Annotated in this window: 10 protein-coding genes; 6 read left to right on the plus strand and 4 right to left on the minus strand. The window is 72.5% G+C overall.

Translation table 11 applies throughout. The annotated features are described in order from the left end of the window. Nucleotides 1-31 precede the first annotated feature (31 nt). The 3 genes from ACFVT1_RS05860 to ACFVT1_RS05870 all read left to right on the plus strand — a co-directional run bounded on the left by ACFVT1_RS05860 (nucleotide 32) and on the right by ACFVT1_RS05870 (nucleotide 2884). The gene (locus ACFVT1_RS05860; protein WP_389792899.1) at nucleotides 32-910 is read left to right on the plus strand and encodes a JmjC domain-containing protein; all 879 of its coding nucleotides are present in this window, start codon (nucleotides 32-34) and stop codon (nucleotides 908-910) included. 224 nt (nucleotides 911-1134) lie between these two features. Then, nucleotides 1135-2196: a LuxR C-terminal-related transcriptional regulator gene (locus ACFVT1_RS05865; protein ID WP_389792901.1), complete on the plus strand. Its 1062-nt coding sequence runs from the start codon at nucleotides 1135-1137 to the stop codon at nucleotides 2194-2196. A gap of 223 nt (nucleotides 2197-2419) precedes the next feature. Next, complete coding sequence (locus ACFVT1_RS05870) at nucleotides 2420-2884, plus strand: hypothetical protein (protein WP_389792903.1); 465 nt, start codon at nucleotides 2420-2422, stop codon at nucleotides 2882-2884. A gap of 62 nt (nucleotides 2885-2946) precedes the next feature. Here ACFVT1_RS05870 and ACFVT1_RS05875 read toward each other — a convergent pair whose 3' ends face one another. From ACFVT1_RS05875 to ACFVT1_RS05885, 3 genes are all read right to left on the minus strand, one after another. Next, the gene (locus ACFVT1_RS05875; protein ID WP_389792905.1) at nucleotides 2947-3177 is read right to left on the minus strand and encodes a hypothetical protein; all 231 of its coding nucleotides are present in this window, start codon (nucleotides 3175-3177) and stop codon (nucleotides 2947-2949) included. A 203-nt stretch (nucleotides 3178-3380) separates the two neighbouring features. Next, nucleotides 3381-3608: a helix-turn-helix transcriptional regulator gene (locus ACFVT1_RS05880; protein ID WP_362193014.1), complete on the minus strand. Its 228-nt coding sequence runs from the start codon at nucleotides 3606-3608 to the stop codon at nucleotides 3381-3383. A gap of 365 nt (nucleotides 3609-3973) precedes the next feature. Beyond that, complete coding sequence (locus ACFVT1_RS05885; protein WP_389792907.1) at nucleotides 3974-4909, minus strand: LysR family transcriptional regulator; 936 nt, start codon at nucleotides 4907-4909, stop codon at nucleotides 3974-3976. Nucleotides 4910-5033: 124 nt separating this feature from the next. On the opposite strand from ACFVT1_RS05885, the gene ACFVT1_RS05890 reads away from it, so the two are divergent. The 3 genes from ACFVT1_RS05890 to ACFVT1_RS05900 all read left to right on the plus strand — a co-directional run bounded on the left by ACFVT1_RS05890 (nucleotide 5034) and on the right by ACFVT1_RS05900 (nucleotide 7421). After that, nucleotides 5034-6233 (plus strand): MFS transporter, encoded by a 1200-nt coding sequence (locus tag ACFVT1_RS05890; protein WP_389792908.1) that lies wholly within the window; start codon nucleotides 5034-5036, stop codon nucleotides 6231-6233. Between the two features lie 208 nt (nucleotides 6234-6441). Further along, nucleotides 6442-6837, plus strand: a complete 396-nt coding sequence (locus ACFVT1_RS05895) for a PadR family transcriptional regulator (RefSeq protein ID WP_389792910.1) — start codon at nucleotides 6442-6444, stop codon at nucleotides 6835-6837. Next, a complete protein-coding gene (locus tag ACFVT1_RS05900; RefSeq protein ID WP_389792912.1) occupies nucleotides 6834-7421 on the plus strand; it encodes a DUF1700 domain-containing protein in 588 nt (195 codons plus the stop codon). Before ACFVT1_RS05895 ends, ACFVT1_RS05900 begins: the two co-directional genes overlap by 4 nt. Nucleotides 7422-7525: 104 nt before the next feature. Here the strand turns inward: ACFVT1_RS05900 and ACFVT1_RS05905 are convergent, their stop codons facing one another. Further along, the gene (locus ACFVT1_RS05905; RefSeq protein WP_389792913.1) at nucleotides 7526-12172 is read right to left on the minus strand and encodes a CHAT domain-containing protein; all 4647 of its coding nucleotides are present in this window, start codon (nucleotides 12170-12172) and stop codon (nucleotides 7526-7528) included. Nucleotides 12173-12622 lie beyond the last annotated feature (450 nt).

The raw sequence follows: 12622 nt of genomic DNA on the forward strand, positions 1-12622 counted from the left end.
CCGGAGCACCCGACGGAGAGTGAGAACAACGATGGACTGGCTGAAGCGATGTGTCCGGGACGAGCAGGAGTTCTTCGCCACGCACTGGCGCCGCGCACCGGCCGTGCTGCGCCCCGAGGACCCCCCGGTGGACCTCCTGGACACCGCCGAACTCGACGGCCTGCTCGATGCCGGGCTGCTCAAGGTGCCCTACATCGGGCTCGTCCACGAGGACAGCCACGTACCCGCCGAACGGTTCTGCACGCCGCGGGTGGTGCTCGGCGAGGTGGTCGAGGACTACGCGGACGCGGAACTCGTGCGCCGACTGGTCGACGAGGAGCGGGCCACCGTACTGCTGCGGTACGTGGACCAGTGGCACCAGGGTGTACGGGCCCTCACCACGGGCCTCGCCGGGCAACTCGGCCGCCAGGTGGAGGCGTTCTGCTTCCGCACCCCCGCGGGCACCCAGGGCCGCCCCCTCCACCGCGACGACGCCGACGTCCTCGCGATCCAGATCAGCGGGGAGAAGCGCTGGCGCGTCCACGCCGGACCGGCCGACGGCAACTGGGAACCGGCCAGGGAGGACGGCGACCCGGGCGAGGCACTGCTGGAGACCGTCCTGCGCCCCGGCGAAGTCCTGTACGTGCCGCGGGGGTTCGCGCACCACGCGGACGCTGTGGGCGACGCTCCGTCCGTCCACCTCTCGCTGACCGTGCGCGAGGCGGGCACCGCGAACCTCTACGCCCTGCTGCAGGCGTTCCTCGCGGACGGAGCCGCGATCCCCGGCCGGCCGCTCGACGACGAGGCGCTCACCGAGGCCGCGGAGGCACTGATCGGCCACACCCGCCGCACGCTGGCGACGCTGACCCCCGAGGCACTGGTGGCCCACGCACGCGACGCGATGCGCGCGACGATGCCCGCCGCCGCGTGACCGGTCCGGGCGGCGCGGACGTCCGCACCGGCGCCGGTGACTGAACCGCCGCGCAGCACACAGCACACAGCGCACAGCACACAGCCCCCGAAGCCCCGTGCTCGGGGGCTTTGCGCAGTCCTGACGCGACAAGATCTTTTCTGCCCGGCCCTTCTGCCTATTCTTGCCCGGGGCATCCGATGCGCCGGTCGGCACCACCCGTCAGACGGCGACGAGGGGGGTACGTGGAAGGGCAGGAGCAAGTACGCACCGGGCCGTTCGAGGCGGCCCGGGGGCTGGGCGAGAACGACCTCGCCGTGTACGGCTGGGTCCTCGAACACCGTACGGGCGACCCGGAGGCCGTGTCCGAGGCCACCGGGATCGGCCTTGAGGAGGCCGCACTGAGCCTGGAACGGCTGCGGCTGGCCAGGCTGTTGCACGCGCAGGACATTCCCGGGAGCTCCCGGACGCTGTTCGCCGTCGCGCCCGAGACCGCGCTGGCGCAGCTGGCCGCGCCCGTGGAGGCGAAGATACGCGAACAGCAGGACGGCCTCGCCGGTATGCGCCAGGACCTCGGTCCCTTCGTCGCGTGCTACCACCAGCGGCATTCCCGCAGCGAGTCGTTGGAGCTGCTGGAGAACGTCCAGGACGTCCGCAACACCCTCAACCAGGCGTCGAACCGCTGCCGCAAAGAGGTGCTGACCAGCCAGCCCGGCGGCGGGGCGCGGGACCCCGAGGCGATGCGGGAGGCGCTGGTGCGGGACCAGTCGATGCTGGAGCGCGGCATCCAGCTGCGTACGCTCTACCACCACACGGCCCGTTTCAACGGCCCCAGCCAGGCCTACGTGGCCGCCGCGTCGGCGCTGGGCGGCAAGTACCGCACCGCGCACGAACTGTTCGGCCGGCTCATCGTCTTCGACCGCGAACTCGCCTTCATCCCCGTACAGGACGACAGCTGGGGCGCCGTCGTCATACGGGAGCCGTCCACGGTCATGTACCTCTGCGAGATCTTCGAGCAGGCCTGGGACCGGGCCACCCCGTTCGCCGATGCCGTCAGCCAGGGCCTGGAAGAGGTGTCCCGGGAGATCCACGAGACGATCGTCCGGCTGCTCGCAGCGGGCCTGAAGGACGAGGCCATCGCACGCAGACTCGGCATGTCGCTGCGTACCGCCCGCCGGCACATCGCCGACATCATGGAGGAGTTGGACGCCACGAGCCGCTTCCAGGCCGGTGCGCACGCCGCGGCCCGGGGGCTCCTGGCGAACCCCGTTCCCGTAGCCGAAGCGCCTGACGTCCCGGTCGTCTGACGGCCTGGTCGTCTGACGGCCTGGTCGTCTGGTGGTCCAGCCGTCCGGTGGCCCGGTCTCCTGAGCGCTGTCGGCCGGCGGCCGTGTCTCTCGCCGGCCGGTCCCGTCTCCCGGTAGCGAACTTACGCGACTGGCCCGGGGCCGTCCGGTGTCGGATGCTGTGAGCAGAGCCCGTGCGGGACGCTTCCCGCGCGGCGCTTCGGCGGCGACCACGAGGAGGGACATGGACGGCCGGCCCCTGGCACCCCCGGCACCCCGGGCAGAGAGTGAAGGCAGGCTCCATCTACAGGAGTTGCTGCTGTTCCTCTCGGTGCACCTGGACCGGGCGCCCGGCGTGATGTGGCCCGAGTACGAGCATCCGGCCCTCGGCAGCCCGGAACGACCGGGGGCGCTCGACCGCCTGGCCGCCGAACTCGGTCTGCGTACCGGCCTGGTCGCGAACAGCGGCCGGGCCACTCGCACCTGCGACGGCGCGCGGAACCCCGCCGCACACCTGGTGATCCATCAGACCGAAGGCGCGGGGTTGTGGCGGCTGAGCGGTGACCGGACCGACGGCGGCGCGGGGGCGTTCCGGCACCGCCTGCGGTCGGGCGAGGTCCTCTACATTCCGGCGCGCTGGTCCTGGACGGTGGAACTGACGCCGGGAGCGCAGTACGTGGTCACCGACCTGACGCCGCCCGGCAGTTAGGCCCGTTCCGGCCCCTGCCGGCCCCATGGGCGCCGACCGGGGGCGCCGGGGCCCCGGGAAGATCAGCCGCCCCATGAGGTGTCGCACGGGGTCACCACGCCCTGGCCCGTCGGCTCCACGTCCGAGAGGTGCCATCCGGTGGCCGGGTCGCCCGCGGCCTCCTCGGCGGAGGCGGGTACCGACTGGAGCCCGATGCCGCCGCAATCGAGGTCGGCGGCGTACGCGGGGGAGCCGGGCTGGAGGACCAACAGGGCGGCGGTGGCGGTGAGGAGCAGGGCAAGGCGCTTCGGCATGATTCCCCCCAGGGACGTGGTGTGGGGCCCGCCGTTCCGGCGGACCCGCTCCGTTCGTGCGGTGTGTGACCACACTGGCCCAGGCCCGTCACGCATGTACGGGAGCGAGCCCCTCACCAAGGTGCGTGACCGCAAAGTGAAGGGGGCTCGAATGCCCCCGAGCCGGTGGAAGTCCGGCGAATCTCCGGGCCGCGTGCGCCCCCTCAGGTCAGGTAGCCCCGCTGCATGGCCAGCACCACGAGCTGGGTCCGGTTCGTCGTGCCCGTCTTGTCGCGGAGCCGGCGCAGATGGGTGTCGACCGTGTGCGGGCTGATGCCCAGCCGGCGGCCGATTCCCCAGTAGGTCTCGCCTCCTGCGAGCAGCGTCAGGACCTGGTGCTCGCGGGGGGTCAGTGTGGGCTCGCAGACAACGGTGTTCAGGGCGTCCGGCATGGCGGGCTCCTCCTCGTCGACGGGTGACCGGCGGGCGCCCTCTTGGGGTGGGCCCGTCCGGACATCCACCACATTGGGCCACCCGTGAACCCGCCCGCGACGGGCCGGACGCCTCATCAACCTGCCTGACAGCAAAGCGAGGTGGCGACAAAGGGGGACGAAGCGCGTCACGGCGTCGCGGGCCCGGCCCCGTTCAGTGGTCGCCCGATGCCCGATGCCCGACGTCCGATGCCCGATGCCCGATGCCCGATGAGTCTTCACCGAAGCGCAACCGAAAGTCGGCGAAGCGCAACCGGAAGCCGGCGAAGCGCGGCCAGGAACCGGCCCCCGCTCCCCGCGTGAAGCGCCGGCGGTTTTCCCCCTGCTCAGTTGGGCTTGTCGTCCCGGCGCCTCCGGCGCGGTCCGGCGGCGCCATCCGTGACGGTGGCGAGAGCCTGTGAGAAGGCGCGGATGCGCGCGGTCTCGTGGTTCCGGTGCCACACCAGGCCGAGATACGAGTCCGCGAGCCCGGTGAGGGGTACGAGGGTGATCGCGCGGCGGCCGTAGTAGTCGGCGGCGGGGCGGCAGAGAAGCATGGCGCCACGGTCCGCCTGCACAAGGGCGAGGCCCTCTTGAAGAGTGGTCACCGTGGGCCCGGCGGGAATCGCGAGTCCTTCGGGGGTGGTGCTGGGCGCTTGCGCGCGGCGCCAGTACTCCGGCGCCGCGCCCTGGACGCTGATGAGCGGGCAGGCGGCGAGATCCTCGGCGCTCAGACTGTCGCGTTGCGCGAAGGGGTGCCGGGAGGAGACCGCCAGCGCCTGCGGCTGTTCGGAGAAGACCTGCCCGAGAACGAGGTCGCTCTCCTCGACCGGCAGGAGGACCACGGCCGTGTCGACCTCGCGACGGTGGATCGGACCGAACGGGTCGGAGAACGGGATCTCCACGATCTCGGTGGCACAGTCGGGGTGCCGGTTCTGGAAGAGCGCCATGGCGTCCATGACGTGGTCGTTGGCCGTGCCCTGGAAACCTATGCGGAGGACCCCTTCGACGCCTCTGGCGACCGTACGGACGTCATCGAGCGTCGCCAGTATCGCGTCGAAAGCGGGACGCAGCCCCTCGAACAACTGCTCCCCGAGCGGGGTGAGCCGTACGCGACGGCTCGTGCGCTCGACGAGCCGGGCGCCGATCCTGTTCTCCAGGGCGCGCAGCAACTGGCTCACACGGCTCTGGGACAGGTAGAGGCGCTCTCCGGCCCGGCCGAAGTGGAGTTCTTCGGCCAGCGCGAGGAACGCCTCCAGCTCGCGGGCTTCCAGGCTGCTCACGGGCGTCCTCTCGTCAGGTGCGAGCCGGGGCCTCGCAGACCGCCAATCTATCGATGAGCCCAGCTCATGGATGGATGAGGGATTGGCCGTTGTTCCAGCGACCCGCGGTCTGTTGTCTGGGGGCATGACGCACGTCGAGGAATCCACACGTACGCCACTCATGCAGGAACGGTCCGCGGTGCGGGGCTGGTCGGGCGTGGTGGCGCTGGCCTTCGGTACGTTCACCGTGGTCACTTCCGAGATGCTGCCCGTCGGGTTGCTCACCCCGATGGGAGATTCTCTCCGGGTCCCGGAAGGCGTGGCCGGTCTCACGCTGACCATCGCGGGTCTGGTCGCGGCGGTCTCGTCGCCCCTGCTGATCTCGGTATCGGGACGGCTCGACCGGCGCGTGGTGCTCTGTGCGCTGATGGCTGTGCTGGTGATCGGGAACCTGGGCGCGGCCTGGGCGCCGGGCTTCGGCGTCATGGTCGTGGCACGGGTGCTGGTCGGCATCGGGATGGGCGGGGTCTGGGCGATAGCGGCGGGTCTGGCGGTACGCCTGGTGCCGGCGAAGTCGGTCGGCGCCGCGACCTCGCTGGTCTTCAGCGGCATCGCCGTGGCCTCGGTGCTGGGCATCCCGGCCGGGACGTATGCCGGAGCGCTGGCAGGCTGGCGCGCTGCTTTCGTGGCCGCCGCCGGCCTCGCGCTCGTCGTGCTGATCGCGCTCGCCGTGCTCCTGCCCCGGCTCCCCGCGGAGCAGGCCGTTCCGCTGGGTGGCCTGATGCGGCTGTCCGGCAACGCGCGCGTACGTACCGGCCTGATCGTCGTCGGATTCGTGGTCACCGGCCACTTCGCCGCGTACACCTACGTGCGGCCGGTGCTGGAGGACGTCTCCGGTGCCGGTGCGGGCGCGATCAGCACCCTGCTCCTGGTGTACGGAGTCGCGGGCGTCGCGGGGAACTTCATCTCGGGCGCCGGAGCCGCCCGTTCGCCGCGCAGGACGCTGCTGGTGATCGGCGCGGTCATGGCGGGCACCCTTGCGCTGCTCCCGGTGGTGGGCGGATCGCTCCTGGTCGCGGGCGTTCTGATGGCCGTGTGGGGCCTCGCCTACGGCGGTGTCTCGGTGAGCACGCAGACATGGATTCTGGCCTCGGCCCCCGAGGCGCGTGAGGGTGCTTCCTCGCTGTTCGTCGGGGTGTTCAACGGCGCCATCGCGCTGGGCGCGCTGCTCGGTGGCCTGGTGGCCGACGGGACCGGCATCACGGCGGTGATGTGGCTGGGCGCCGCGCTCGCGGTCGGAGCGGTGGTGGCCGCCGCGACCGGCCGCGCCCCGGCCGACGGCTAGGGCCTCTCGGGCGCCGGGCGCGGTCGGCAGCGGACCGACGGCACGGGTGCGGGGGGCCCGCGGTATGTCCCCCGGCCCTGGAGGTCATGCGGTCGCCCCGTACGGGTGCTGCGACATGCCTGCCCGGCCCCGGAAGCCGTGCGCTCGCCCCGGCGCCGATGCAGGTCGACTCGCGATGTAGGTCGGCACGCCTGGTACATTGCTATGCATGGAACGCGGTAAGGCAAGTCGCCAAGCGCCGGAGAAGGTCGAGAGCCAGCTCCGCAAAGGGGTTCTGGAGTACTGCGTCCTGGCTCTGATGCGCGACGGGCCCAAATACGGGGTCGAACTGCTGAGTGAGTTGCAGGGCACCGGCACCCTGGCGACCAGCCAGGGCACGGTCTACCCGCTGCTGTCACGGCTGCGGCGGGACGAACTCGTCGTCACCACATGGCAGGAGTCCGCGTCCGGTCCGCCACGGCGCTACTACGAACTGACCGAGTCCGGGCACGCGGCACTCGCGGAGTTCGCCGGCATCTGGCCAGGGTTCCGCGACGCCGTCGACCACCTCCTCACGCCGGCCACCGGGCATCGGCACAATCCCGCAAAGGACGAACACTCATGAAGACCGACGACACCCTCGTCCGGGACTACCTCGCGGCCGTCGACCGCGAGAGCGCGGCGCTGCCCCCGGCCGCCCGCCAGGAACTTCTGGCCGACCTGGGCGAGCACATCGAGGTCGCGCTCGCCGAACGGCCCGGCGGCATACGCGAGATCCTCCGCGAAGTGGGCGACCCGCGCACGATCGCCACCACAGCACTCCAGGAACTCGGCCACACCCCCGACACGCGCGCCCACAAGCCCCGCCGGCGCCGCTCCCCGGCATGGCTGCCGATCCTGCTCCTGCTGGTCAGCGCTGTCCTGCCCTATGCGGGAGGCTTCGTCCTCCTGGACTGGCTCTCCGTCGCCATCAAGATCACCGCCATCGTGATGGTGTGCCGCTCCCACCACTGGAGCGCGTCCCGGAAGTGGATCGGCCTCACCCTGACCGTCCTCGTCCCTGTGGCCATGCACATCGTCTGGTACTTCCTCTTCGTCGCCCCCGACAACACCGATGTCACCGAGACGTGGCGCTGGACGGCCGTCGCCCTGGTGCTCGTCCTGACGGCGGTCGGCTCCGGGTGGTTGTGGCGCACCAAGCGCTCCTGACCGCGCCCCTTCCCCCTTTCCCCTTCCCCCTTCCCCCTTCCCCCTTTCCTCTTTCGGCTTTTGGCTTTCGGCTTTCACCGGCAGCCCCGCTCCCGAGCGGTGCGTCACCTGCCGACGTGGAGATGGGACGCCCAGCGCGTCGGAACTCTGCGATAGGCGTGGCGGAGCCTGCGCAGGGCATGGTGCAGGGCGAGTGCGATGTGGTCGGTGTCGGGGGTGCCGTCGGGCCGTTGCGGCAGGTTGTCGTACACGTCGACGGCGATGTCGGCAGCGGCGTCGTCGGCGACGGGCCAGAGGGTGCCGATCACATGGCGGTATCCCGCGATCTGGAAGGCCGAGGTCAGATGGATCGCCTCGGCGGCGAACCGGGGGCCGGTCCGAGCGGTCTCGCAGGCCGACAGATAGGCCAGGTCGGCGGTGAGGTTCAGACGGGCGATGTCCCTGATGCTCAGCGGCCGTTCGAGATGGTCGTGGACGAGGAGGCGGCCGGCCGAGGGGTCGGCGGGGTCGTTCACCGCGTGGCAGGCGAAGTGCGCGAGGGAGTGGTGCGGCAGCTCCGCGAGGACGCGGGAGGCCGTGGCCTCCGGTCCGGTGAGCGTGAGCGCGTACGGGTAGTGGGAGGTCAGCTGCCGGAGCTCGCGCAGGGCTCCGTCGAGGGCGGCGGCCCCGGGGGTCCGCGGCATCGAGACCGCGAGAACCCCGCCGCTGCCGCGCCCCGACCGCGCACGGGAGTGGGCGAGCGCCCGGATGGTCGGGGTGTACGAGGAGACGGCCCGGTCCATGACCGTGCGGGCCGGACCGGCATCTTTCCCGTGCCGGCCGGCGGCGTGCAGGGGAAGGGTGCTCAGCAACCCGCCCGGCGACCACCAGATCCGGGGCCAGGGCCGGCCCGGTGCGGGGTGCGAGACCAGGCCCAGGGCGTCCAGGACCGGTTCGGCGACGACGTCCCACAACCAGCCCAAGGTCTCATGCACCGACTTCTGGGCCGTCAGGCGCTCCAGCACCGTGAGTGCGGGATCCTGGCTCGCGTCGACGGCCTGGGCGAAGGATTCGGCGCGGGTGCGGGCCGCCGTCTTGGTGAGGCCGGCCAGCGGCACCACCTGGATCCGGTCGTGGTGCAGTACCAGCGCGTCGCAGCGGAAGTCGCTGGTGTTGACCACGACGACGGGGCCCGCCACGGCCTGGGCGCACAGCTCCGCCGTGGTGGGCGGCCGAAGGAACCCCTCGAAGCCCGGCAGTCGGCGGATGTCGTCGAGCAGCGCGTCGAACTCGGCGACCGCGCGTCGGCGCTCCTCGGCGGCCCGCCGGCTCAGGCCGCCCGGAGGCACCGCCGACCCCCCGGGGAACTCGGTGCCGGGTCCGTCCAGTCGCAGGCGCAGCGCGGTGAGGCGGTCGGCGAGTTCCGGTTCCGCGCGGCGGAGTCCGGTCACATCGGTACGGATCTCCAGCGCCTGCGCGAGCAGGAGACCGCGCCCTGCCTCCAGCAGCCGCAGCGCCCGCTCCGGATCGTCCAGGCGCAGGGCACAGGCCGCCGCGTCCGAGGCGAGTGAGGCGAACCTGCCCAGCCAGTTCTCCTGGGTCCTGCGCTCCTCGTACCGCGGCGCGACCGCCGGCAGCAGGCCGTTGGCGTACTCGTAGGCGGCGCACGCCCGGGTCCAGGCGCCCGTCTCCGCGTGGCAGCGCGCGAGTTCCTCGGCGGCGACCACCCGTGCGCTCGGCGTGAGGACGGGATTGCGCGCCGCCTCCTCAAGGGCCACGCGGGCCTCCTGGAGCGCCGACGTGTCCCGTGCCACCGCATGGCGCAGCACCAGGGCACGGCCGAGTTCGAGCAGGACGACTCCGCGGACGGGGGCACTGCCCGGGGCCAGGGCCGCGGCCTCACGGTGGCAGTGCAGGCTCTCGTCGAGGTCGGGCAGGCCGGCGGTCAGCCGGAAGCGCTGTTCGAGGGCGCTGCCCAGCTTGTGCAGGGCGAGTGCGCGCTCGACCCGCAGGGGCGGGGTGGCGTCGAGGGCCCTGCGGTGGGCGTCGACGGACTCGTCGAGGTCGGTGGCGTCCCCGGCGCGCCGGTACCGGGCGTCGAGCGCCTCGCCGAGGCTGCCCCAGAACCGGTGGAGGCTGTGGTGGTAGCCGTCGGCCGTGCGGGCGGCGTGCCGGGCATGCGTCACGGCCTCGTCGAGTACATCGGTGCGGCCGCTGCGGGCGTGGTAGTGCCCGAGGAGCGCCGAGGCCAGGTTCGAGTGGAACAGCGGCAGGTCCCGGTGGTGCGCGGGCGCGCGGCGGATGGCCTCGCGCGTCGTCTCGACGGACTCGTCGATGTCGGCCAGCGCCCCGGTCAGCTCGAAGCGCCGGGACAGCGCGTTGGCGAGGATGGACAGTACGCCGGGGTGCCCCTCGTCATGGGGGTCCGTCGCTGCCACGGCCTCTCGGGCGACGCGCAGGCAGTCGTCCAGGTCGTCCGGGTTGCCGGTGTGCTCGAAGAGCCGCCGCAGGGCCCTGCTCCGGCCGGCCAGGGCGTTCGCGCGGTGCGATGCGCCGGGCGCGGTGGACCGGACGGCCTTTTCGGACATGCGTACGGCTTCGTTCAGGTCGCCCGGGTCTCCTGCCGAGTCGTAGCGGCTCAGCAGGGCCTCGCCGAGATTCAGCAGCGCGAGCGTGTGGTCGTCACCGGCCGCGCGCCCGGCCTCGATGGCGGCGTCCAGGTCGGCCGCCGCTCCGGTTCGCTCGTGGCGCATCCCCAGGGCTGCCGCCAGGTTCGCCTGGTAGCGGGGGCGTTCGGGATCGTCGGGGGCGGCGGCCCGTGCCACGGCGCGCGCCGCGTCGATGTGCAGGTCGAGGTCGCCCAGGTCCTGGGTGCGGGTCTGCCGGAGATGCCGGATGTCCGACAGGAGGGACAGATGGCGGACCAGGGCGGGGTCTCTCCCGGGCGTGGCGTCGACGGCTTCCTGTGCCGCGCCGACGGCGGCGTCCAGGTCCGTCATGCCACCGGTCAGCTCGTGCCGGGCCCGCAGCAGCACCGCGAGGTTGGCCAGCCGCCCCGCACGCCGGGGCGCGTCGGCCGACGTGGCGCGGACGCCCGCCCGCACCTTCTCGACCGCCTCGTCCAGCACGGCGGCGTCGCCGGTGATCTGGAAACGGTCGTACAGGGAGAGGCCCAAGTCGTTGAGCACCTTGGGTTTTTCCGGGTCCCGGGGGTCGTCGGCCACGGGGGTCTGCTCCGACCTGCGCCAGTGGTCGATCCACGCGCTTGCGCCGCGGAGGTCGTCCGCGTACCGCTGCCTGCGCAGCCGCGCCCGCTCCAGCTGGGAGGCCATCTCTTCCCGGGCCGGGTGGTCGGCCGAAATGCCCCCGACCGCCTCCTCCATGGCTTGGATCGCGGCATCCAGGTCCGCCGGATCGCCCGAGATCTCGGACCAGGCCATCAGTGCCGAGCCCAGGGGGGTCCGGATGCCGGACTTCCTGGCGCTGTCGGGCAGCGCGTGGGCGGCGGACCGCAGGAGCCGGATCGCGGCCTTCAGGTCGGCGGAGTTGCGGGCCCGGTTGAACCGGTCGCACAGCGCCCTGCCCACCGCGCCCTCGGTGACCGCGTGGAGCGGATGGCTCGGGGTGATCGCGCCCAGGGCGGCCCGCCCGGCGTCGATGCAGGCGTCCAGATCGTGGGAGCTGTCCGTCAGGAGGTAGCGGTTGCGCAGATCCTGGCAGAGGTTGTTGAGCGCCGGGAACCGCAGCGGATGGTCCGCCGGTACGTCCCTGACGATGGACTGGAGCGCACCGATCGACCGGTCCATGTCGGCCATGTCTCCGGCCCGCTGGCCCCGATTGGCCAGCGCCCCCGCCAGGTTGAAGACGTACCGCTGCCGGAGCGGGTCGCTGGGAACGGAGGCGTCGACCGCCCGCTGAAGGACGTCCACCCCCTCGTCCAGCGCGGCCGGTTCCTGATCGCACTGGTACTGGTTCAGCAGCGCGCCGCCCAGATTGGACAGCCGTTTCGCGTATTCGGGGTCGTTCGCGCGGGTCAGGCCGACGGCCTGCCGGCAGACGTCGAGTCCTTCCGCCAGATCCTCGCGGCTCCGCGAGGCCATGTACCGGTTGAGCAGCGCCCCGCCGAGGTTCGACAGGAACATGGCTCGCGCCGGTGCGGCGGGGGCGGCCGTGCGGACCGCCTCGCGCAGATGCGCGACGGCCGAGTCGAGGGTGTCCAGGTCGCCCGTGCGCTCGTAGGTGTTGCGCAGAGCCACCCCGAGGTCGCTGAGGATGCCCGCCCGGTCCCCGTGCCCGGCGGGCACGAGGCGGAGTGCCTCGGTGAACCGGAGCACCGCCTCCGCCAGTGCCGCGGGATCCCCGGTGGCCAGCGCGCGGCGCAACTGCTCCATGCCCAGGCGGTGTTCGGCACGGAAACGGGTGTCGACGCCGTCGTCCGCCTCCTGGAAGTGGACCGCGAGCTCGGCCGGCACGGAGTCCGGCCGGACCATGTGCACCACGCGCAGCAGCGGCACCGCGATCTCCAGGTCCTGAGCGCCCTCGTTCTCGGGGAGGAGCAGGGCGCGCTGCCAGTGCAGCATGCCCACCGCGTACAGGACGTCCGTCTCGGCGAGCGCCTCTTTCACCAGCGCCAGGAGCCGTCTGGCCTCCGTCCACGCCTCGGCCGCCAGGACCGGTCGCCGGTCGCCGGTCTCCTCGTACCGGCGGAGACGGGCCAGGAGTCTGGCCGTCAGCTCGTCACGGAGCGGGTCGTGGTCCGGTGTCGCACTCACTGAATGTTCCCCCCGGCAGATGGAGACGGGCCGCAGCGGCACGATTACCCTACGGGTCCGTTTCGAACCATGAGGGGATCGTGGGGCAGGGAGAACCGGCCGCTACGCCGGACCGGATCAGCGGGCTGTGCGAGGAAAACGCCGCCGGAATCGGGGACATCGCGCAGACCGCACCACCGCTGCTGCCAACGCTCCCGCCGCTGCTGCCACTGCTGCCACTGTGCCCGCCGCTGCTGCCGCCACTGCGCCCGCCGCTGCTGACCACCGCGATCCGACGGGGCGAGCGGCGTGGTGCCTGCCCTCGGCGGACCGGACATGGTGCTGGTCCGGCCAGGCGTCGAGGGCGGTCGGGACGGCCGTGCCGGGCGGGGTTTCACTCCGCCGCCCGGCGTGCGCGGCCATCCGCCGGAGGAGGCGTGGACGTGTCCCGCGAGCAAGTCCCGAGCATGG

Source organism: Streptomyces sp. NPDC057963, from assembly GCF_042887155.1.
GTDB lineage: Bacteria > Actinomycetota > Actinomycetes > Streptomycetales > Streptomycetaceae > Streptomyces.